This is a genomic window from Lysobacter yangpyeongensis (assembly GCF_042655745.1).
Taxonomy (GTDB): domain Bacteria; phylum Pseudomonadota; class Gammaproteobacteria; order Xanthomonadales; family Xanthomonadaceae; genus Agrilutibacter; species Agrilutibacter yangpyeongensis.
Window position 1 is genome coordinate 1,402,232 of the sequence record NZ_JBHSNM010000001.1, and the last position, 17,152, is coordinate 1,419,383.

Sequence of the window (17,152 nt, forward strand, 5' to 3'; positions counted from 1 at the left end):
ACGCTCCGGATCAGTCCAGGCGCTTGCGGAACCGGCTGATCGCCAGCGTCATCATCACCACGGTGAAAGCCAACAGCGCGAGCACATCCGGCCACAGCTCCACCAGGCCGGCGCCGCGCAGCATCACGCCGCGGATCAGACGCAGGAAATGCGTCAGCGGCAGAACTTCCGCCAGCCATTGCACGAGCTTGGGCATGCCCGCGAACGGGAACATGAAACCCGACAGCAGGATCGACGGCAGGAACACGAAGAACGTCATCTGCATCGCCTGGAACTGCGACTTCGCCTTGGTCGAGATCAGCAGGCCCAGCGTGAGGTTCGCGAAGATCAACAGCACCGCGGCGAGATACACGTCGAGCACGCTGCCGCGGATGGGCACCCGGAACAGCGTCAGCCCCAGCGCCAGCACCACCGTGGTCTGGACCAGGCCGATCACCGCGTAAGGCAGCACCTTGCCGACCATCAGTTCGCTGCGACTCAGCGGCGTGGCGATGAGCAGCTCCATGTTGCCGCGTTCGCGTTCGCGCACGATGGCGACGCCTGTGAACAGCACCATCGTCATGGTGAGGATCACGCCGATCAGGCCGGGCACGATGTTCACCGCGGAGCGCCGCTCGGGGTTGTAGAAGCTGACGACGCCGATCTGCCGCGGCGTGACTTCGCGCGCGCCGGTCAACTGCGAAACGTAGGTGGAACTGTCCAGCGGCATCTGCGCGAGCTGGATGGCGGCGCTCTGCACCACCGTGTCGCTGCCGTCGACGAGCACCTGCACGGCTTCGCGGCCGTCCACGCGGCGACGCTCGAAATCCGACGGCACCACCACCCCGACGCTGATGCGCCCGCGCCGCAGCAGCTCCATCGCCTCCTGCGGCGTCGCAGCCTGCTGCGTAGGGCGGATCACGCCGGTGGCGAGCATGTCCATCACCAGCGCGCGCGAGCCGCTGGTCCCCGCCTGGTCGACGATCACGGCGTCGAGGCCGCGCAGGTTGAGGTTGATCGCGTAGCCGAACAGCACCAGCTGCATCACCGGGATGCCGATGATCATCGCCAGCGTGATGCGGTCGCGGCGCATCTGCCGCAACTCCTTGAGCATGATCGCCCCGAGCCTGCGCCAGTTCATGCGGCACGATCCTCCGCGGCTTCGCGGCCGCGCGTGGCGGCGACGAAGACGTCCTCGAGGTTGGCGTGCACCGGTTCGACTTCGCCCTGCACGTCCGCGGACGCGAGCGCGGCCCGCAGCCGCGGCGCGGCGTCGCCGTTCGCGGAGGTAAGCACGCGCAGGGTGTTGCCGATCTGCGCCACGCTGATCACGCCGGGTTGCTGCAGCAGCAGCGCCTGCGCGAGGCGCGGTTGCGGCGCACTGACCAGCAGCGTGCGGCCAGCGAGTTCGCCGGTCAGTTCGGCCGGCGTGCCGTCGGCCACCAGCGTGCCGCGGTCGAGGATCGCGAGGCGATGGCAGCGCTCCGCTTCGTCCATGTAGTGGGTCGAAACGAGGATCGTCGTGCCTGCGTCGGCGAGTTCGAACAGCTTTTCCCAGAAGTCGCGGCGCGACTCGGGATCGACCGCGCTCGTCGGTTCGTCGAGGAACAACAGCTCCGGTTCGTGGATCACCGCGCCGGCCAGGGCGAGGCGCTGCTTCTGGCCGCCGCTCATGGTGCCGGCGAGCTGCTTCTGCCGGTCCTCGAAGTGGTAGCGCTGCACGAGTTCGTCGATGCGTTGCGCGGCCTTCGCCTTCGGCATGTCCTGCACGGCGGCGAGGAACTCGAGGTTCTCGCGCACGCTCAGGTCCTCGAACAGGGAGAACTTCTGCGTCATGTAGCCGATGCGCCGCAGCAGCGCCTCGGACTGGTCCGGAATGCGCAGGCCCAGCACCTCGATGTCGCCCGCCGTGGGCGCGAGCAGGCCGCACAGCATGCGGATGGTGGTTGTCTTGCCCGAACCGTTGGGGCCGAGGAAGCCGTAGACGTGCGCCTTCGCGACAGTGAGATCGACGTGGTCGACGGCGGTGAGACTGCCGAACTTCTTCGTCAGGCCGCGGGCGCGGATCGCGATGTCGTTCGCCGCGTTCATGGCGCGAATTCCACCCGGACCGGCAGCCCCGCCGGCAGGTCGGCGCCGGCATCGCCGAGCCGGATTTCCGCGAGATAGCTCAGCCGTGCCGCGTCTTCGCCGATCAGCGCGTAGTACGGGGTGAAGCTGGCCTCGCTGCGGATCATGCGCACCGTGCCGGGAATGGCGCCGTCGCGGCCGTCGACGAAGACGCTCACCTTCTGCCCGACCTTCACGTTCGCGCGGATCGGCTCGGGCACGTACACGCGCGCGTAGGGCGCGTTACCCGCCAGCAGGATTGCGAGCGGCGCGCCGACCGGCGCCTGGTCGCCCAGCCGGTACGGCAGGCTGTCCACGCGTCCGGCGCGCGGCGCGACGACGTTCAACTTGTCGAGCGTGACTTCCTGCGCCGCAGCCTGCGCTTCGGCCGCACGCACCGCGGCCTCGCCCTGGGCGATGCGTTCGCGCCGCGTACCGTTTTCCAGTTCGAGCAGGGCCGCCTGCGCCGCGCGGACCTGCGCGTTGGCATTGCCGGCGGCGGCGCGCGCGCGATCCACTTCGGAGGCGGCGATCAGCTGTCGCGCTCCCAGTGGCCGCACGCGTTCGTAGTACGCGGCCGCATCGCGCGCCTGCGCCTGCACCGCCGCCAGTTGCGCGCGCGCCTGGGCGATGGTTTCGCTGCGCGCGCCGGCTTCGAGTTCGCGTAATGCGTCGCGTTGCCGCTGCGCTTCCTGCTGCGCGACCTTCGTCGTGGCATCGATCCGCGTGTTCTCCAGCTTGAGCAGCGACTGTCCCGCACGCACCGACTGGCCTTCGCGCACGCTGATCTCGACGATGCGTTCGGCCGCGGGCGCGGGCAAGGTGATGCGGTCGTATTCGAGCGTGCCCAGCGCCTGCGGCGCATCGGTGCCGCAGGCGGCCAGGGCGGCCGCGAGGATCGCCGGCAGCAGGAGTCGTGTGCGGATCATGGGGAATCCTTGGTGGTCGGATCGGGAATGGCGAGACCGCGGTCGAGCAGCGCGATGGTGTGGTCACGCAAGGCGTGGGCGTCGATATCGTTCGCATCGAAGATGCGGCGCCAGATCGGCGCGCCGGCCGCGGGAAACAGGGTGAGCCCGACCAGCGAGATGACCAGCAGGCGCGGATCGAGCTCGGCGTTGAGCTGCCCCTGCGCCTGCGCGGCGGCGAACTTCTGCGCGAGCAGTTGCGGCATCGGAGCCAACTGGGCGAAGACCACTTCACGCAACGCCCCGCCCTCGCACAGCACTTCGCGCACCCACAGCGCGGGCAGCCAGGGATGCTGCGACACGGCTTCGGCCATGTCGCGGACGAAGCCCGCGATCAGTCCGGCCACATCGTCGTCGCTGCCGAGAATGGCGCCGCGCACCACGGCGAAGGCCGGCATCACCCGCTCCTCGACCAGCGCGGCCACCAGCTGCTCCTTGTCGCCGAAGTAGTAGTGGAGCAAGGCCGGAGTGACGTGCGCCTCGGTGGCAATGGCGCGCAGCGAGGTCGCCGCGACGCCCTGGCGGACGAAGCAGTCGATCGCGGCATCGAGGACGCGCGCGCGCAGGTCCGGGGCATCGCCGGAAGGCCGGCCGGGGGTGCGCTGGCGGTCCTTACGGCCGGCGACGGCCTTGGCGGGGGGCCTGGATTTGTGGCTCGGCGTTTCCATGTCCGCTAAATTAATTGATTGATAAATTATTTCCAGTGCGGGCCGACGAACGGTCGCCCGGCTCGGCCCGGCTGGGCCATGCGACCCCGACGACATCAGCGTCCGCGAGACGGTTCACAGCCGGTATTGCCGTAGCAGGAAGCCGCGCCCACTACCGGCCCGCACGCTGCACATCGACTGCCGTCTTCGTTCACTCCACGCCAGCGCGACGACTGTCAGCGTAGTCACCGACGCGGGCCGGCACGCAGCGCCGCTGCCTGTGCGCGGCTTTGCAAAACGCCTGTACAGGCGCAAGCTTTCTTCCCTTCCAGGGCGCCCCCACCACGAAGCACTCCCTGATGCCTTCACGCACCGTTTCCGAATTTGCCCTGGACCCGGCCGAAGCCGAGCGCCTGGCCAACCTCACCGGCCCCTTCGACAGCCATCTGCGGATGATCGAACTGCGCCTGGGCGTGGAGATCGCCAACCGCGGCAACGTGTTCCGCGTCGATGGCCCGGAAGCATCGGTGCACAAGACCGAAAAGCTGCTGCGCGAGCTGTGGGACGAGGCCGGCGACAGCACGCTCAGCGAGCCCGACATCCACCTCCACCTCACCGAATACGAAGCCGACGAAACCGTCGCCAGCGACATCGAACCGCAGGAAGTCGTCATCCGGGTCAAGCGCGGCACCCTGCGCGCGCGCGGCGCCAACCAGGCCAAATACCTGCATGCGATCGCGACCCACGACATCAACTTCGGCATCGGTCCGGCGGGCACCGGCAAGACCTTCCTGGCGGTGGCGATGGCCGTGGAAGCGCTCAACGAGGCGCGGGTGCAGCGCCTGATCCTGGTGCGGCCCGCGGTCGAAGCCGGCGAGAAGCTCGGCTTCCTGCCGGGCGACCTGACCCAGAAGGTGGACCCCTACCTGCGCCCGCTCTACGACGCGCTGTACGAAATGCTCGGCGTGGAGAAGGTGGTCAAGCTGCTGGAAAAGAACGTCATCGAGATCGCCCCGCTGGCGTACATGCGCGGACGCACGCTTAACGACGCGTATGTGATTCTCGACGAGGCGCAGAACACCACGATCGAGCAGATGAAGATGTTCCTGACCCGCATCGGCTTCGGCAGCACCGCGGTGGTGACCGGCGACATGACCCAGATCGACCTGCCCAAGCACCAGAAGTCCGGACTCAAGGACGCCCTGGAAGTCCTGCGCAACGTCAACGGAATCAGCTTCACCTTCTTCGAATCGCGCGACGTGGTCCGCCACCCGCTGGTCGCGCGCATCGTCAATGCCTACGACGCGCGCGACGCAGCGGACGCGCAGACCGGGCCGGCTCCCTGAGCCAACGGTTCACTCCCTTCCACCCCGACCAGGACTACCACGCATGACCATCGGCCCGGTTCGTCTCGATGTCAGCGTCAGCTACGCCGTTCCCCGCAATGGTGTTCCTTCCGCCGTGAGTTTCCGCAAATGGGTTGCGGCGGCCCTGGAAAACCGCATCCGCGAAGCCGACCTCGCCATCCGCATCGTCGGCACCAAGGAGGCGCGTTCGCTCAACCGCCACTTCCGCGGCAAGGACTACGCGACCAACGTGCTCAGTTTTCCCGCCGAATTGCCCGACGGCCTGCCCAAGGGGGTGAAGCTGCCCCTGCTCGGCGACCTGGTGATCTGCGCGCCGGTGGTCGCACGCGAGGCCAAGGAACAGAAGAAGCGGCTGGTCGAGCACTACGCGCACCTGACCGTGCACGGCGCCCTGCACCTGCTCGGCTGGGACCACGAAAACGAGGCCGACGCGATCTGCATGGAGCAGCTGGAACGCGAGATCCTGGCCGGGATGGGCATCGAGGACCCGTACGTCATCGCCTGACGACGATGCGCATCATCGATTGAATCTGCGCGGCGCCTGACCTCATCGGCAGGCGCCGCATCGTTTTGGCCGCATCGTTTTGGCCGCATCGTTTTGGCCGCATCGTTTCGAACGCTATCGTCAGGCGTGCGCGCTCGCGCCGTTGTGCCGGCGCCGGTCGCCTTCGTGGCGCGCGCGCGTCCGTGCCGCCTTCTTCGCCGCTTGCGAACGCCCTTCCGCGCCCTTGGTGCGCGCCGCCTTCTCCGCCGCAGCCGAACGCTCGCTCGCCGTGCGTTTGCGGGCGGCAGATTTGGCCTGGCGCTTCAGCGCCGTGGTGCTTGCGGCCGCATGACCTTCGCGCTTGAGCGCCTTTTTGGTCGCGCGCGAGCGGGTGGGCGACGTTGCCCGCCTGGTGGCTGCCGACTTGCTGCCGGTCGTTGTCCGCTTCGATGCCGCTTTCCGTGCCGAGGCGCCGGCAGTGGCCTTGCGGGCCGACTTCTTTGCGGCGGTCTTGCGCGTGCGACGGGCTCCCGCCTCGTTGTCGCGCCGGGCCTTGCGTCGCGTCTCTTCGGACGCTTCGCCCGCCTTGGGCGGCGCCAGGTCCACGCCCGCGCGGCGGGCCTTCGACAGACCGATGGCGATCGCCTGCCTGGTCGAGCGCGCCCCGTGCTTGCCTTCCCGGATGTGCTCGATTTCCTCGTGGACGAACTCGCCGGCCTGTGTGCTGGCCGACTTGCCTTCGCGCTTGTCCTGGCGGGCCTTCCTGATGGTGCTTTTCTCAGGCATTTCGCACTCCTCCGCGTGGGCCGGCCTCAATTGCCGAAGTCCGATTATCGAAGCCCGCCCGCCACGTCGCCGTGAACCACCGGCCGTGCCGCCAGCGCCCTTCCCCGCTTCCGCGCTAGACTTTCCGGGTCCGCCCACCCCCCGGGCGTTGCCGAAACCCCATGTCCGAGGACGACAGTAGTACCCAGCTGGAACACCAGGAACGACGTCGCGGCTGGCTGGAACGCATCAGCACGATGCTGTCCGGCGAGCCCAGCACCCGGGAAGACCTGGTCGAGCTGCTCCGCGATGCCCAGGCCGATGGCCTGATTGCCGCCGACACGCTGCGGATGATGGAAGGCGCAATCGCCGTCTCCGACCTCACCGTGGGCGACGTGATGATTCCCCGCGCGCAGATGGTCGCGCTGCCCGCCGAGGCCTCGCTGCTCGAGCTGATGAAGCAGGTGGTCGAATCCGGCCACTCGCGCTTCCCGGTGCATGGCGAGGACAGCGACGAGATCCTCGGCATCCTGCTGGCCAAGGATCTGCTGCGCGGCGTGGTCGCCGACAACGGCCCGGGCAGCATCCACGCGCTGCTGCGTCCGGCGGTGCTGATCCCCGAATCCAAGCGCCTGAACGTGCTGCTGCGCGAGTTCCGCCAGTCGCGCAACCACATGGCGATCGTGATCGACGAGCACGGCGGCGTCGCCGGGCTGGTCACCATCGAGGACGTGCTCGAACAGATCGTCGGCGACATCGACGACGAGCACGACGAAGCGGAAGACCCGCAGGCGCTGATGCGCGCGCAGGCCGATGGCCTGTTCGTGGTCGATGCGCTGACCCCGATCTCCGATTTCAACGAACGCTTCGACGCGGATTTCGACGACGACGAATACGACACCATCGGCGGCCTGGTCACCGCCGCGATCGGCCATCTGCCGGAAGCCGGCGAGGAACTGTCGCTGGGCCGCTTCGTGTTCCGCGTCGCTTCGGCGGACGTGCGCCGCGTGCACGCTTTCCACGTCGACGTGCTCAGCGATGCGTGAAGCCGCCATCCCCTTCCCGGTCGCGCGCGGAAGGGCGGGTCGCAAAAGTCGTTGGCTGGCCTTCGTGCTCGCGTGGCTGCTGCCGCTGTGCGCGTTCGCGCAGACTGCCCTCGCCCCCGCAACTCCGACGGGCGAGTCGTCGCGGGCAGGCGTTGACGCGCCGCGCATCGGCATCATGGTGATGCAGCCGGGCGAGATTTTCTGGGAACGTTTCGGCCACGACTCGGTGCTGGTGGCCGATCCCGCGACCGGCGAGACGATTTCGTACAACTTCGGTTTCTTCGATCCGGGCGAACCCGACTTCATCGCCCGCTTCGTGCGCGGCGACATGCGTTACCGGCTGGCGGCCGTGCCGTATGCGGACGACCTCGTCCTGTACCGCGAGGAAGGCCGCGGCGTCGAGGTACTGTGGCTCGATCTCGACGCGACGCAGGCGCGCGAAATCGCTGCCGCACTGGCGGAAAACGCGCGCCCCGAAAACGCCTACTACCGCTACGACTACTTCAGGGACAACTGCTCCACGCGCGTGCGCGACGTGATCGATCGCGCGCTGCAGGGCCGCCTGCTCAAGCAGGTGCAGGGCCGTTCGCAGGGCCTGACCTGGCGCGATGAAGCATTGCGGCTGGCATCGCCGGCCCCCTGGATGTGGCTGGGCTTCGATCTCGGTCTCGGGCCGGCGGCGGACCAGCCGATGACGCTCTGGGAGCAGGCATTCGTGCCACGCCGGCTGGCGGACATCCTCGTGGAGGCGAAAGACAACGAAGGCCGGCCGCTGGTGCTCTCGCGCCAGGACATCCTGCCGCGTCGCATCGCGCCCGAGCCGGACGCGCAGCGTCTGCGCTGGTGGCTCTGGGGGCTGTCCGGCATTGCCTTCGCCATCGCGATCGGCTGGCTGGGCAGGCGCCAGCCACGCGCGCTCGGCGCGATGACGCTGGTGTTCTGGATACTGTCGGGCGCGATCGGCGCCGTGCTGCTGTTCCTGTGGTTTGGCACCGCGCACGTGATGGGCTGGGCCAACCACAACCTGTTCCTGCTCAACCCGCTGGCCTGGCTGGCACTGCCGGGCGCAGTGCGGATGCTGCGCGGTCGCGCACCGGGTCGCTGGACGGTGCTGGTCACGCAGGCCATCGCGGCGTGCGCCGGTCTGGGACTGCTGCTGCGCTGGGTCAGCGCCCAGCCGCAGGCGAACCTGCACTGGATCGCACTGCTGCTGCCGGTGCATGCCGCCATCGCGTGGGCATTCGCCGCACGAAACCGGGCGTAGCGCACGCGCAAGGCGTGTTGCGCGGCATCGCGATCCGGGCGCACGATGCCGCGCATGAAAGATCAGACCCTGCCCCACTGCGTCGTCAACTGCGCTGCCTACAGCCGCGAGGGAAAACGCACCGACATCAGCCTCGATGCGATCAGCGACGTCCTGGCGAACGACGACGGTTCCTTCGTCTGGGTGGGCCTGTACGAGCCGGCCGAAGACATCCTCGACAAGCTGCAGGAAGAGTTCTGCCTGCACGACCTGGCCGTGGAGGACGCGCACAACGCGCACCAGCGGCCGAAGCTCGAGACGTACGGCAACTCGCTGTTCGTCGCGATCCACACGGCGCAATCGGTCGACAGCCACATCCGTTTCGGCGAGACGCACCTCTTCGTAGGCCCGCGCTACCTGGTGACCGTGCGGCATGGCGCCTCCAGCAGCTACGCGCCGGCGCGCGCCCGCATGGAACGCGAGCCCGAGATGCTGGCGCACGGCCCGGGCGCCGCGCTGTATTCGGTGCTGGACATGGTGGTCGACAACTACATGCCCATCGTCGACGAGTTCAGCCAGGAACTGAACGAACTGGAGCAGGACATCTTCGCCGAGGACTTCAGCAAGGGCACGGTGCACAAGCTGTACGACCTCAAGCGCGAACTCACCCGCCTGCGCCTGGCCGTCTCGCCATTGCAGGACATCCTCGGCCAGCTGGCGCGCGCGCGCACGCCGCTGATCGACGAGGAAATCCAGCTGTATTTCCGCGACGTGCACGACCACACCGTGCGCCTCAACGAGAGCACCGACACGCTGCGCGAAATGCTGACCGCGGCGATGACCGTGAACCTGTCGCTGGTCACCGTGCAGCAGGGCGAAACGGTCAAGCGCCTGGGCGCCTGGGCGGCCCTGCTGGCGGCGCCGACCCTGATCGCGAGCTGGTACGGCATGAACTTCACCCACATGCCGGAACTGGCCGGCCGCTACAGCTACGGGATCCTGATCGGCGCCATGGTCGTGATCTGCGGCGTGCTGTACGGCATGTTCAAGCGCGCCCGCTGGCTGTGAGCCGCTGAATCCCCCGATACGCATGGGCGTGCGCGCTGGTTGCAGCGCGGATTGACCTGGGGCGGTCCCGCGCGCGACGCTTCGGCCTCCTCCGGAGGGACGTCATGCAGCGCTTTTCCTGGATCATCTGGCTGGCCCTGACCGTGGTCGCGGTCGCGAGCCTCGGCACGCTCGCCCTGCACCGCGGCGAAACCATCAGCGCGATGTGGCTCGTCGCCGCGGCGATCTCGGTGTTCGCCATCGCCTACCGCTTCTACTCGCGCTACATCGCGGAGACCGCCTTGGGCGTGGACGCGACACGGGCGACGCCCGCCTGGCGCCGCAACGACGGCCTCGACTACGTGCCGACCGAACGCACGGTCCTGTTCGGCCACCACTTCGCCGCGATCGCGGGGGCCGGTCCGCTGGTGGGACCGGTGCTGGCCGCGCAGATGGGTTACCTGCCCAGCACCTTGTGGATCCTCGCCGGCGTGGTGTTCGCCGGTGCGGTGCAGGACATGCTGGTGCTGTTCTTCTCCACGCGTCGCGACGGCCGTTCGCTCGGCGAGATGATCCGCGGCGAGATGGACAGCGCGGCCGGCGTCACCGCGATGGTCGGCATCCTCTTCATCATGGTCATCCTGCTGGCGGTGCTGGCGCTGGTGGTGGTGAAGGCGCTCGCGCAGAGTCCGTGGGGAACGTTCACCGTGGCGATGACGATTCCCATCGCAGTGCTGATGGGGCTTTACCTGCGTTTCGTCCGGCCGGGCCGCATCCTCGAAGTCTCCCTCGTCGGCCTCGCCCTGCTGCTGCTCACCATCTGGCTCGGCGGCAAGGTCGCCGTCGATCCGCACTGGTCGTCGGTGTTCCGCCTCGAAGCGACCACGCTGGCGTGGCTCCTGATCGGCTACGGTTTCGTCGCTTCCGTGCTGCCCGTGTGGCTTTTGCTCGCGCCGCGCGACTACCTCAGTACCTTCCTCAAGATCGGCACGGTTCTGCTGCTGGCCGTTGCGATCTTCGTCGCCATGCCCGACCTGCAGATGCCGGCGATTTCGCGCTTCGTCGATGGCACCGGGCCGGTGTTCGCCGGCAAGCTGTTCCCGTTCCTCTTCATCACCATCGCCTGCGGCGCGGTGTCGGGTTTCCATGCGCTGATCAGTTCGGGCACCACGCCCAAGATGCTGGCCAGCGAGTCCCATATCCGCCCCATCGGCTACGGCGGCATGCTGATGGAAGCCTTCGTCGCGGTGATGGCGCTGGTCGCGGCCTGCGTGCTCCAGCCCGGCGTGTATTTCGCGATGAACGCACCGGCCGCGCTGATCGGCTCCACGGTCGATTCCGCCGCGGCGGCCATCTCGAACTGGGGCTTCGTCGTCACGCCGGACGTGCTGGCAGCGACGGCGAAGGAGATCGGCGAGGAAACCCTGCTGTCACGCACCGGCGGCGCGCCGACGCTCGCGGTGGGCATGGCGCAGATTCTCCATGGCATCGCCGGCGGCGGCGGGATGATGGCGTTCTGGTATCACTACGCGATCCTGTTCGAGGCGCTCTTCATCCTCACCACGCTGGATGCCGGCACACGCGTGGCGCGCTTCATGATCCAGGACATGCTCGGCATGGCCCATCCCTCGCTGGCACATACGGAAAACTGGCTCGCCAACGTGCTGTGCACGAGCCTCGCGGTCGGGGGCTGGGGCTGGTTTCTGTACCAGGGCGTGGTCGATCCGCTCGGCGGCATCAACACGCTGTGGCCATTGTTCGGTATCGCCAACCAGATGCTTGCGGGGATCGCGCTGGTCTTCTGCTGCGTGGTGATGGTGAAGATGAAGCGCGAGAAGTACCTGTGGATCCCGCTGCTGCCGACCGCGTGGCTGCTGCTGTGCACACTGACCGCCAGCGCGCAGAAAATCTTCCACGACGACGCGAAGATCGGCTTCCTCGCTGCGGCGCGCAGGTTCAGTGAAGCCGCGGCGCGCGGCGAGCTCATCGCACCGGCGAAATCGCTCGGCGAAATGCGGCGTCTGGTGTTCAACTACCACGTGGACGCGGTGCTGTGTGCGCTCTTTATCGTGGTCGTGCTGTCCACCGTGGTCTTCGGCCTGCGCGCCGCGACGGCGGCGCGACGCAGCGAAACCTCGAGTGCGCGGGAAAGCGAATACGTGGCGCTGGACAGCCTGATCGCAGGTTCGCGGCCATGACGCAAGGGCTGCTCGCGCTATTGCGCCACGTGTGGTCGAACGCCACGCAGGCCGCCCGGCTGGCGATCGGCGTCCCCGATTACGAGGCCTACGTCACGCACATGCGCGAGCACCACCCGCTGCACGAACCCATGGACAGAAACACATTCTTCCGCGAGCGCATGTCCGCCCGCTACGGAAAGGGCCGGTCGCGCTGCTGCTGAAGCGCCGCGGAGACTGCTAGCGGACGGTGTCCCAACCGGAGCGCTTGCGGCGGTCCTTGCCGCTGCGGCGGTCGTCCTTGTCCGGCTCGAACCGGATCATCTCGCGCCGGTCATGCCCCTGCCGGCGATCGCCGCCCTTGCGGCGCTCCGGGCCCTTGTACGGCTCCGGCGGCTTGCGGAAATCGTCGGTCATCTCGCTCCCCTCGATTCACCCCGGGGCGGAGCATACGCCCAAAGCCGGGCCGCTGCCGGGTTTGCTTCGATCCGCTGCTCGGGTAGTCTGGGCGGCACGCTGTCATCGGACGACACTTATGCGAACACCTGCATTGCGCCAGATGTTGCTCGTCATACTCGCCGGACTCACCGGCCCTGGATGCGCCAAGGAGGCCCTGATGCACAAGGTCGATGTGCACGAAGTTTTTGTCGATAGCCATGTTGCCGAGTTGGCTTCCGCCATAGCGGACGGCGATGAAGCAGAGGTACGGCGCCTCGCAGCTGCCACAAACATCGAGGCCACCGGAAACGACAACGTCACACTCATGCAATGGGCGGTTTTGAATGAAAGCCTCCCCGCCCTGGATGCATTGATACACGCTGGGGCGGACCCCGCACATTTGGGAATGGATGGCTATACGGTGGTACATACCGCGGCAATGGTGAAGGACCCGCGGTACCTGGACTTACTCCTGAAGCGCGGAGTTTCTGCCAACGTTCTCAACGGCGACAGGCAAACCCCTCTATTCACTGCTATCGCCACCCGACGCGATCAGCAGTTCCACGCATTGCTGGCGGCAGGAGCGAGCATTAACGTCGCCGACAACGGTGGGAATACTCCTTTGCACCAAGCTGCGCTCGTGAATGACTTCGAACGTGTGCGCTTCCTGCTGGAGGCTGGTGCTGACCCCAGAGCGATGAATGCGCAGAAGGCGACATTTCAGGACTTTCTGTTCATGTCCGACCCCCAATTTCTGACTGAAAAGGCCCGGCGAAACCGGGACGCGATACGGGCTTGGCTCACGCAACACGGGGTACCCGTAACCGATACGCATCGGTAACCACGCAACCAGCTCATGGATCGAGACATGGACGAAAGCATGGAAGCTTCCCACCCAACATTCGCAGATCAAGTCCGTAGCACCAATGCGCAGCCGATCGACCTGGAGTTGGCGCGCATAAATGCGGATGTCTATGAACCATTGGGCACACGCGTAGGGCGGTGGTATCCCGCTCCTGCCGCAGAACTGGCAGGCGCCAACATTCGCCCCTCGGATCTGAAGAACTCGCACGCAGGCTTCCGAGCCCGCGTTTACACCGACGGCGAAGGACACTATGTGCTTGCGTTCTGCGGCACCAACCAGGCGAGGGACTGGAAGCACAATTTCCGACAGGGCGTCGGATTGGAGGACGCCCAATATGATCGCGCCATAGATCTGTCCCGAACGGCGCGACTCGCTTTTGGGGACAATCTTGTACTGACCGGTCACTCGCTCGGAGGAGGGTTGGCCAGCGTGGGTGCGCTCGCCACAGGTGCGCCCGCTGTCACCTTCAACTCCGCCGGACTTCACGATAACTCCATGCAGCGGCTCGACTTCTCTCCAGAAGAGACAAGACGCGCCATTGCAAGCAACGGCCTCATCCGCCGCTACACCGTCGACCACGAAATCCTCACCACACTGCAGGAAGAAAACCTTCTGACGCGCGGCCTGCTGCCCGATGCCATCGGCCACCGCATCGAACTGCCGGACCCGGAGCCGCTGCATGGGTGGCGAAGGCTGATTCCCGGCAGCGGGCTCAGGCACGGCATCGAGATGCATGGCATGGATTCGGTGCTGCGTGCCGAGCAACAGGCGCAGCACTCGATGGCCGACCCGGCCCATCCGGCCCACGCCATGTACCAGGCCGCGCTCGACGGCCTGCATGGCCTCAGGCCGGAAGCACTGGGCTATAAGAACGAAGACCAGTACCACAATGCCGCCGGCAGCCTCGTCGCCAGTGCCCGCGAGGCCGGGCTGAAGCGGATCGACCACGTGGTCGTCGGCGCGAACGGCGCGCTGTTCGCCGTGGAGGGACCGCTGCAGAATGCCAGCCACCGCATCGCCAGCGTCAACGGGCAGCAGGCCGCCGCCCGCTCGTTCGAAGAGAGTTCGCTGGCCGCAAGCGCTGCGAGCACGCTCCAGGCGCCGGAGCGCATCGGCTCGATCGCGCAACCCTTGCCGAGCGATCGACGCAGCGTGCTGACGCCCTGAGTGCAACAGTGAACGCGGACCTCGCTTTCAATGCGATCCGCGTTAAAGCAGCGGCACCTTCCTCCCCCGGACGGGGGAAAAACCGTCGAAACGACGAATTCGCTGGCCGCGCCCCCAGAACCGCCGCGTTGTAGGGAACACAACTCCACGGCGGCGTCCATGGAGTTGCAACCCCGATCCGGAGAGCCCCCAATGAAATTCAAGCTGCTGATGGCCCTGGCCTTGTGCCTGGCAGCCGGCACCGCATTCGCCGGCGAAACCGACACCTGCAAGGAAGGCTGCACGCCCGGCTACTGGAAACAGAGCCAGCACTTCGGCAACTGGACGCCGCCCTACACCCCGGACACCAACCTGCGCGACGTCTTCGTCACCTCGCCCGTCGAACTGATCCCCGACGACACGCTGCTCGAAGCGCTCAACTATACGGGTGGCCCCGGCGTCAGCGGTGCGACGCAGATCCTGCTGCGCGCGGCCGTCGCCGCCCTGCTGAACGCTTCGTCGCCGGACGTGAGCTTCCCGGTCAGCGTGGGCCATGTCGTCGACACCACGATCAGCCGCATCGAGACGCAGTACCGGCCGACGATCCTGACGCGCGCCACCTACTTCGACTCGATCAACAACCTGGGCTGTCCGCTCGCGCGCGCGCCGTAACGCCGCCGCGAACCGGCATGAAAAAAGGCGGAGTCGCGCGACTCCGCCTTTCTCTTCCTGCAACCGGCCTTACTGCCCGATGTACTGCCTGAGCCAGCCGTTGACCGTGTCGTGCCACTGCACGGAATTCTGCGGCTTGAGCACCCAGTGGTTCTCGTCGGGGAAGTAGAGGAACTTCGATTCCACGCCCTTGCGCTGCAAGGCGGTGAACAGCGCGATGCCCTGCTCCACCGGAATGCGGAAATCCTGCTGCCCGTGGACTACCAGCATCGGCACGCGGAAATTGTCGACGTGGTTGGCCGGGTTGAACTTCTGGTAGCCCTGCGGATTCTGGAACGGCGTGCCGCCGTTTTCCCATTCGCTGAACCACAGTTCTTCGGTGGCATAACCCATGGCCTGGTTCTCGAACACCCCGTCGTGGCTCACCAGGCACTTCCACGGCTGGTTCCAGTTGCCGGCGATCCAGTTGACCATGAAGCCGCCGTAGCTCGCGCCCAGCGCGCAGGCCTTGTCGCCGTCGAGGAACGCGAACTGCTGCTGCGCCGCGGCCCAGCCCTTCTGCAGGTCTTCCAGCGGGCGATCGCCCCAGTGCTGGCTGATCGCATCGGTGAACTTCTGGCCATAACCGGTGGAGCCGTGGAAGTCGATCATCACCACGGCATAGCCCTGCCCCGCGTACGTCTGCGGATTCCAGCGATAGCTCCAGCCGTTACCGAAGCTGCCCTGCGGACCGCCGTGGATCAGGAATGCGACCGGATACTTCCTGCCTTCCTCGTAGTTCCACGGCTTGACCACGTAACCGTGCACGACTTCGTTGTTCCAGCCGGCAAACCGGAACTGCTGCGCTTCGCCGAAGCGCACGTCGGGCAGCATGTCGCCCGCGCTGGGCGTGATCGCGCGCTGCGGCGCCTTGCCGTCGGGGCTGGTGACGAAGATCTGGTCGCCGCTCTGCAACGAGTTGCGCGTGAAGGCCAGGATCGGCCCCGCCAACACGAAAGAAGATACCGAGCCCTGCGGGCCCGACACGTTGGTCACTTCACCGTTCGCGATCGACACGGCGAACAGCGGATCCTGGCCCAGCTCCTGCGCGGTGGTGTAGATGCTCTTGCCGTCGGCGGACAGGGTGATACCGTTCGCCGAAGCATCCCAGCGCGAGGCGATCTCGCGCGACTTGCCCGAAGCCAGATCCATCGCCATCAGCGCGAAACGATCGGCTTCGAAACCGGGACGCTTCATCGCGCGGTAGTAGAGCGTCTTGCCGTCGGCGCTGAACACCGGCGTCGTGTCCCAGGCGGGATTGCTTACGGTGAGATTCTTCGCGTTGCCACTGCCATCGGCAGTCACGAGATAGAGGTCGAAGTTGGTCGACCACGGCTCCTGGCGATCGGCCTTGCGCGCACTGAGCACGAGCTGACTGCCGTCCGGCGACCACTCGTATTCGCTTTCGTCGCCGAACGGCCGGGAAGGCACATCGCCGATGACATCCGCGCCCACCAGGGTCGCGGTCTTCACCATGGCCTTGGCGGACCCGAGGTCCGTGACGAACACGCGGTTCAGGCGACCGTCGTTCCAGGCATCCCAGTGACGGATGAAGACGTGGTCGAAGAGCACGCCGGTGTTCTTCTGCCTGCCGCGCTCTTCCATCCGCTTCGGGCTGCAGGCGAGATCGCTGCCGCAATCGACGAAGGCCTCGGCGCTGAAGGCCAGGCGCTTGCCGTCGGGCGAGAGCTTGTAGCTGCCGATATCGCTGGGGAAGTCGGTCAGGCGCACCGGCTCGCCGCCGCGCGCGGGGATCGCATACAGCTGCATCGAACCCGACTTCGCGCTGAGGAAATACACCTGACTGCCATCGTTCGAGAACGACGGCGAGTTCACGCTCCAGCCTTCCGGCGTCAGGCGCTTCGGCGGCGCGGCGTCACGCGCGAACAGATCCTCGATCCATAGCGAGGTGGACGACTTGTTCGCGGCGAAATCGACAACGCGCTTGGCGAAGACCAGCTGGCGGCCATTGGGCGACAGCGTCGGTGCGGATACGCGATCGAGCGTGGCGAGGTCGCGGACCTCGAAACCGCGCGCGGCGGCGGCATCGAACGAAGGCAGGGCCGCCGCGAGCAGCAGCGGCAGGACAGCGTGACGCAGGTTCATCGGGACTCCGGTGCGGACGAACGAAGGTCCCGATGGTAGGCGCCGGGCCCGGTC

17 protein-coding genes are annotated in these 17,152 nt (G+C 66.9%); 10 read left to right on the forward strand and 7 right to left on the reverse strand.

What is annotated here, in order from left to right; translation table 11 throughout:
* Positions 1 to 10 precede the first annotated feature (10 nt).
* The 4 genes from ACFPN1_RS06045 to ACFPN1_RS06060 are packed head-to-tail and all read right to left on the reverse strand — an operon-like array spanning position 11 to position 3,724.
* A complete protein-coding gene (locus ACFPN1_RS06045; RefSeq protein WP_386753792.1) occupies positions 11 to 1,120 on the reverse strand; it encodes an ABC transporter permease in 1,110 nt (369 codons plus the stop codon).
* Positions 1,117 to 2,046: an ABC transporter ATP-binding protein gene (locus ACFPN1_RS06050; protein WP_386754058.1), complete on the reverse strand. Its 930-nt coding sequence runs from the start codon at positions 2,044 to 2,046 to the stop codon at positions 1,117 to 1,119. Before ACFPN1_RS06050 ends, ACFPN1_RS06045 begins: the two co-directional genes overlap by 4 nt.
* 20 nt (positions 2,047 to 2,066) lie before the next feature.
* Positions 2,067 to 3,017: an HlyD family secretion protein gene (locus tag ACFPN1_RS06055; RefSeq protein WP_386753794.1), complete on the reverse strand. Its 951-nt coding sequence runs from the start codon at positions 3,015 to 3,017 to the stop codon at positions 2,067 to 2,069.
* On the reverse strand, positions 3,014 to 3,724 hold the full coding sequence (locus tag ACFPN1_RS06060; RefSeq protein ID WP_386753796.1) for a TetR/AcrR family transcriptional regulator: 711 nt from the start codon (positions 3,722 to 3,724) through the stop codon (positions 3,014 to 3,016). The genes ACFPN1_RS06055 and ACFPN1_RS06060 overlap by 4 nt, the downstream gene beginning before the upstream one ends.
* Positions 3,725 to 4,062: 338 nt before the next feature.
* On the opposite strand from ACFPN1_RS06060, the gene ACFPN1_RS06065 reads away from it, so the two are divergent.
* Together ACFPN1_RS06065 and ybeY are read left to right on the forward strand one after the other, a co-directional pair.
* Positions 4,063 to 5,049, forward strand: coding sequence for a PhoH family protein (locus ACFPN1_RS06065; protein WP_386753797.1), 987 nt, complete (start codon positions 4,063 to 4,065; stop codon positions 5,047 to 5,049).
* Positions 5,050 to 5,092: 43 nt separating this feature from the next.
* On the forward strand, positions 5,093 to 5,575 hold the full coding sequence (ybeY, locus tag ACFPN1_RS06070; protein WP_386753799.1) for an rRNA maturation RNase YbeY: 483 nt from the start codon (positions 5,093 to 5,095) through the stop codon (positions 5,573 to 5,575).
* 120 nt (positions 5,576 to 5,695) lie between these two features.
* Here ybeY and ACFPN1_RS06075 read toward each other — a convergent pair whose 3' ends face one another.
* Positions 5,696 to 6,340 (reverse strand): DNA-binding protein, encoded by a 645-nt coding sequence (locus tag ACFPN1_RS06075; RefSeq protein WP_386753801.1) that lies wholly within the window; start codon positions 6,338 to 6,340, stop codon positions 5,696 to 5,698.
* A 161-nt stretch (positions 6,341 to 6,501) separates the two neighbouring features.
* Between ACFPN1_RS06075 and ACFPN1_RS06080 the strand changes: the two genes are divergently transcribed.
* The 5 genes from ACFPN1_RS06080 (at position 6,502) to ACFPN1_RS06100 (ending at position 12,056) form a co-directional block, all read left to right on the forward strand.
* Entirely contained in the window at positions 6,502 to 7,365 is an 864-nt protein-coding gene (locus tag ACFPN1_RS06080; RefSeq protein ID WP_386753802.1) for an HlyC/CorC family transporter, read from the forward strand.
* The gene (locus ACFPN1_RS06085; RefSeq protein WP_386753804.1) at positions 7,358 to 8,629 is read left to right on the forward strand and encodes a lipoprotein N-acyltransferase Lnb domain-containing protein; all 1,272 of its coding nucleotides are present in this window, start codon (positions 7,358 to 7,360) and stop codon (positions 8,627 to 8,629) included. Before ACFPN1_RS06080 ends, ACFPN1_RS06085 begins: the two co-directional genes overlap by 8 nt.
* 54 nt (positions 8,630 to 8,683) lie before the next feature.
* On the forward strand, positions 8,684 to 9,676 hold the full coding sequence (gene corA, locus ACFPN1_RS06090) for a magnesium/cobalt transporter CorA (RefSeq protein ID WP_386753805.1): 993 nt from the start codon (positions 8,684 to 8,686) through the stop codon (positions 9,674 to 9,676).
* A 104-nt stretch (positions 9,677 to 9,780) separates the two neighbouring features.
* Positions 9,781 to 11,853, forward strand: coding sequence for a carbon starvation CstA family protein (locus ACFPN1_RS06095; RefSeq protein WP_386753806.1), 2,073 nt, complete (start codon positions 9,781 to 9,783; stop codon positions 11,851 to 11,853).
* Positions 11,850 to 12,056 (forward strand): YbdD/YjiX family protein, encoded by a 207-nt coding sequence (locus tag ACFPN1_RS06100; RefSeq protein WP_386753808.1) that lies wholly within the window; start codon positions 11,850 to 11,852, stop codon positions 12,054 to 12,056. Before ACFPN1_RS06095 ends, ACFPN1_RS06100 begins: the two co-directional genes overlap by 4 nt.
* Positions 12,057 to 12,072: 16 nt before the next feature.
* Here the strand turns inward: ACFPN1_RS06100 and ACFPN1_RS06105 are convergent, their stop codons facing one another.
* Complete coding sequence (locus tag ACFPN1_RS06105; RefSeq protein ID WP_386753810.1) at positions 12,073 to 12,249, reverse strand: hypothetical protein; 177 nt, start codon at positions 12,247 to 12,249, stop codon at positions 12,073 to 12,075.
* A 199-nt stretch (positions 12,250 to 12,448) separates the two neighbouring features.
* On the opposite strand from ACFPN1_RS06105, the gene ACFPN1_RS06110 reads away from it, so the two are divergent.
* The 3 genes from ACFPN1_RS06110 to ACFPN1_RS06120 all read left to right on the forward strand — a co-directional run bounded on the left by ACFPN1_RS06110 (position 12,449) and on the right by ACFPN1_RS06120 (position 14,953).
* A complete protein-coding gene (locus ACFPN1_RS06110; protein WP_386753811.1) occupies positions 12,449 to 13,111 on the forward strand; it encodes an ankyrin repeat domain-containing protein in 663 nt (220 codons plus the stop codon).
* A 27-nt stretch (positions 13,112 to 13,138) separates the two neighbouring features.
* The gene (locus ACFPN1_RS06115; RefSeq protein WP_386753813.1) at positions 13,139 to 14,302 is read left to right on the forward strand and encodes a Tle-like phospholipase domain-containing protein; all 1,164 of its coding nucleotides are present in this window, start codon (positions 13,139 to 13,141) and stop codon (positions 14,300 to 14,302) included.
* Between the two features lie 192 nt (positions 14,303 to 14,494).
* Entirely contained in the window at positions 14,495 to 14,953 is a 459-nt protein-coding gene (locus ACFPN1_RS06120; protein WP_386753815.1) for a hypothetical protein, read from the forward strand.
* A 69-nt stretch (positions 14,954 to 15,022) separates the two neighbouring features.
* Here ACFPN1_RS06120 and ACFPN1_RS06125 read toward each other — a convergent pair whose 3' ends face one another.
* Positions 15,023 to 17,098 carry a S9 family peptidase gene (locus ACFPN1_RS06125; RefSeq protein ID WP_386753816.1) on the reverse strand — a complete coding sequence of 692 codons (2,076 nt, stop codon included), beginning with the start codon at positions 17,096 to 17,098 and terminating at the stop codon, positions 15,023 to 15,025.
* Positions 17,099 to 17,152 lie beyond the last annotated feature (54 nt).

Excerpts from the sequence above, each read along its gene's own strand:
- ACFPN1_RS06045 (WP_386753792.1), bottom strand. The coding sequence starts at position 1,120 with ATGAACTGGCGCAGGCTCGGGGCGATCATGCTCAAGGAGTTGCGGCAG.
- ACFPN1_RS06055 (WP_386753794.1), bottom strand. The coding sequence starts at position 3,017 with ATGATCCGCACACGACTCCTGCTGCCGGCGATCCTCGCGGCCGCCCTG.
- ACFPN1_RS06060 (WP_386753796.1), bottom strand. The coding sequence starts at position 3,724 with ATGGAAACGCCGAGCCACAAATCCAGGCCCCCCGCCAAGGCCGTCGCC.
- ACFPN1_RS06065 (WP_386753797.1), top strand. The coding sequence starts at position 4,063 with ATGCCTTCACGCACCGTTTCCGAATTTGCCCTGGACCCGGCCGAAGCC.
- ybeY (WP_386753799.1), top strand. The coding sequence starts at position 5,093 with ATGACCATCGGCCCGGTTCGTCTCGATGTCAGCGTCAGCTACGCCGTT.
- ACFPN1_RS06075 (WP_386753801.1), bottom strand. The coding sequence starts at position 6,340 with ATGCCTGAGAAAAGCACCATCAGGAAGGCCCGCCAGGACAAGCGCGAA.
- ACFPN1_RS06080 (WP_386753802.1), top strand. The coding sequence starts at position 6,502 with ATGTCCGAGGACGACAGTAGTACCCAGCTGGAACACCAGGAACGACGT.
- ACFPN1_RS06085 (WP_386753804.1), top strand. The coding sequence starts at position 7,358 with ATGCGTGAAGCCGCCATCCCCTTCCCGGTCGCGCGCGGAAGGGCGGGT.
- corA (WP_386753805.1), top strand. The coding sequence starts at position 8,684 with ATGAAAGATCAGACCCTGCCCCACTGCGTCGTCAACTGCGCTGCCTAC.
- ACFPN1_RS06095 (WP_386753806.1), top strand. The coding sequence starts at position 9,781 with ATGCAGCGCTTTTCCTGGATCATCTGGCTGGCCCTGACCGTGGTCGCG.
- ACFPN1_RS06100 (WP_386753808.1), top strand. The coding sequence starts at position 11,850 with ATGACGCAAGGGCTGCTCGCGCTATTGCGCCACGTGTGGTCGAACGCC.
- ACFPN1_RS06105 (WP_386753810.1), bottom strand. The coding sequence starts at position 12,249 with ATGACCGACGATTTCCGCAAGCCGCCGGAGCCGTACAAGGGCCCGGAG.
- ACFPN1_RS06110 (WP_386753811.1), top strand. The coding sequence starts at position 12,449 with ATGCACAAGGTCGATGTGCACGAAGTTTTTGTCGATAGCCATGTTGCC.
- ACFPN1_RS06115 (WP_386753813.1), top strand. The coding sequence starts at position 13,139 with ATGGACGAAAGCATGGAAGCTTCCCACCCAACATTCGCAGATCAAGTC.
- ACFPN1_RS06120 (WP_386753815.1), top strand. The coding sequence starts at position 14,495 with ATGAAATTCAAGCTGCTGATGGCCCTGGCCTTGTGCCTGGCAGCCGGC.
- ACFPN1_RS06125 (WP_386753816.1), bottom strand. The coding sequence starts at position 17,098 with ATGAACCTGCGTCACGCTGTCCTGCCGCTGCTGCTCGCGGCGGCCCTG.